Below are 2,308 nucleotides of genomic sequence, written 5' to 3'. Positions count from 1 at the left end.
CTCGAGTTTCGCCGTTTTCGCAGGGTCACTCTGGCGGTTGTAGGTGCTGGTGTTTGGGTCCTGTGGTCTTGGCGGCGGCCATAGGGTGAGGCTGTGGATGAGCTTGTAGAACAGGTACGGCAGCTGGACCAGCAGGGTCGGTCAGCGAAGGCGATCGCCAGGACGCTGGGGGTGGGCGTCAGGGATGTCGTCGGGGTGCTCAACGGCGCTGTGCAGGTCTCGGTGTCGGGCCGTGACGAGCCGCGTTGCTGGGTGAACGCCGGCTGGAGCCGCAGTGTGGATCTTGAGGGTACGCCGCAGTGGACAAGCCTTGACCCGGGGGCTTCCGACGCCGAGGAGGTGCGCGGCCTTGTCGCCGTGCTCGTCGCCGCGGACAGTGCGCGCTCCGCGAAGGCCCAGGTTGCCGGGTTCCTGCTGGATGTGTGGTGCCTGGGGGTGAAGAACGCGCTGCCTCCGGAGCCGATGACCCCGAGTCAGCTGGCTGCGCACCGGCACGCCTACTTCAGCGCCTTCGAGGGGCATGTGCAGGTTCCCGCCGAGCTTGCCCGTGCCCTGGTGTTCGGCGCCGCCGACTACGCCCGCGAGCTCGGGTTCGCTCCCGAGGCGGACTTCGATGCCGCCGCCGTTGTGCTCGGTGAGCCAGCCGGCCCCAGCCCGATCCGCTTCGGTCGTGATGGCAAGCCGTTCTACGTCAACGGCCCCTACGACGATCCCGAGGCGATCATGCGGACCTTGCGACACGCCGTCGGCGACGACGGCTTCCACTACACCCTCGCCTTCCCCGAGTAGCCGCGGCGGCGTCGGCTGTTCCGGGCGCGCCGGTAACTGTCCGGGGCGCGTGAGCCGGCAGACGATCACCCCGGCGGGTGACGGGCCGGCTGGTTCGGGCTGTCCGCAGGCCGGACGGCGGCAGCATCAGCGGTGTGGCGACCACGCCGGGGAGGGGATCCGCCGATGCTTCCGAGTCCGCCGGTACCGGCGTCCTTGCTGGCCGTGTTGGAGACGCTGCGTGTGTTCACCGCGCCGAGCTTCGAGACCTTCACCGCGATGGTGACCGGGTTGGTCGCGCAGACCGGGGCCGGCACGGTGACCGGGATGCTGACGGGGGCGGGTCTGGCCCGCGCTTGGCCGCACGACCGGGCCCACTCCTTCTTCTCCCGGGCGAGTTGGAACGTCGAGATCCTGGGGATCGCGCTGGCGCACCTGATCGTCAGGACGTTGCTGCCACACGGCGCGGCGGTGACGGTCGCGGTGGACGACACGCTGTTCAAGCGGCGCGGGAAGAAGGTGTTCGGTGCCGCATGGCAGCACGACGGCGCGGCGGCCGGAGCCAAGCCGGTTGGGCGGGGGACGTGCTTCGTGGTGGTCGGGATCGTCGTGGAGCTGCCGTTCCTCACCCGGCCGGTGTGCCTGCCGGTGGCAGCCAGGCTGTGGCGGCCGAAGACCGGGCCGTCGAAGGTCGAACTCGCCGCGTCGATGATCCGGTTGCTGGCCGTGTGCCTGGACCGGCGACTACATGTCGTGGCTGACGCCGCCTATCACGGCAAAGCCTTGCGCCACCTGCCCGAGGCGATCACCCTCACCACCCGGCTGCCGGCCAACGCCGTGCTGTTCGACCTCGCGCCACCGCCGACCGGCAGACGCGGCCGCCCCCGCCTCAAAGGCGCCCGGCTGGGCACGCCCGCCGACCTCGCGGCGACCGCGACATTCACGACCGCGCGGGTCAAACGCTATGGCCGCACCGACCAGGTACGGATCGCCGAGGTCCGGTGCCTGTGGTACGGCTCCTTCCACACCCAGACCGTCCGCGTGATCCTGATCCGCGACGACGGCACGGACACCGCCTACGACCTGGCCCTGGTCACCACCGACCCCGACACCCCGGCCACGGCGCTCATCACCAGATACGCCTGGCGGTGGTCCATCGAGGTCACCTTCGCCGAGGCCCGCGCCCTACTCGGCGTCGGGCAGGCCCGCAGCCGCACCGAGAACGCGGTGCGTCGCACCGTCCCATTCGGCCTGTACTGCTACTCGATCACCGTCGTCTGGTACGCGCTGCACGGCCACCACCCGAACGACGCAGCCAACCGCCGTGAGCAGGCCCCCTGGTACACCACCAAGACCGACCCAGCCTTCGCCGACATGCTCGCCAAGCTCCGCCGCGTGATCATCGCCGCCCGATTTCTTCCCGCTGCCGCAGGCCAGCCGACCGACGCCGAAATCCGGACCGTCCAGCAAGCCTGGGCCCAAGCAGGACTCACCCACGCAGCATGATCACATCAGGCCCGCCAAAACCGCGAAACTCAAG

At 70.1% G+C, this 2,308-nt stretch carries 2 protein-coding genes; both read left to right on the top strand.

Going from position 1 to position 2,308, the window contains the following annotated elements:
* Positions 1-93: 93 nt before the first annotated feature.
* Positions 94-789: a hypothetical protein gene (locus ACZ3TS_RS42780; RefSeq protein ID WP_467628612.1), complete on the top strand. Its 696-nt coding sequence runs from the start codon at positions 94-96 to the stop codon at positions 787-789.
* Positions 790-954: 165 nt separating this feature from the next.
* The gene (locus ACZ3TS_RS42775; protein WP_467628609.1) at positions 955-2,274 is read left to right on the top strand and encodes an IS701 family transposase; all 1,320 of its coding nucleotides are present in this window, start codon (positions 955-957) and stop codon (positions 2,272-2,274) included.
* Positions 2,275-2,308 lie beyond the last annotated feature (34 nt).

Source organism: Streptomyces sp. NPDC022910 (assembly GCF_055561075.1).
This window is presented reverse-complemented; position numbering and strand designations above follow the sequence as displayed.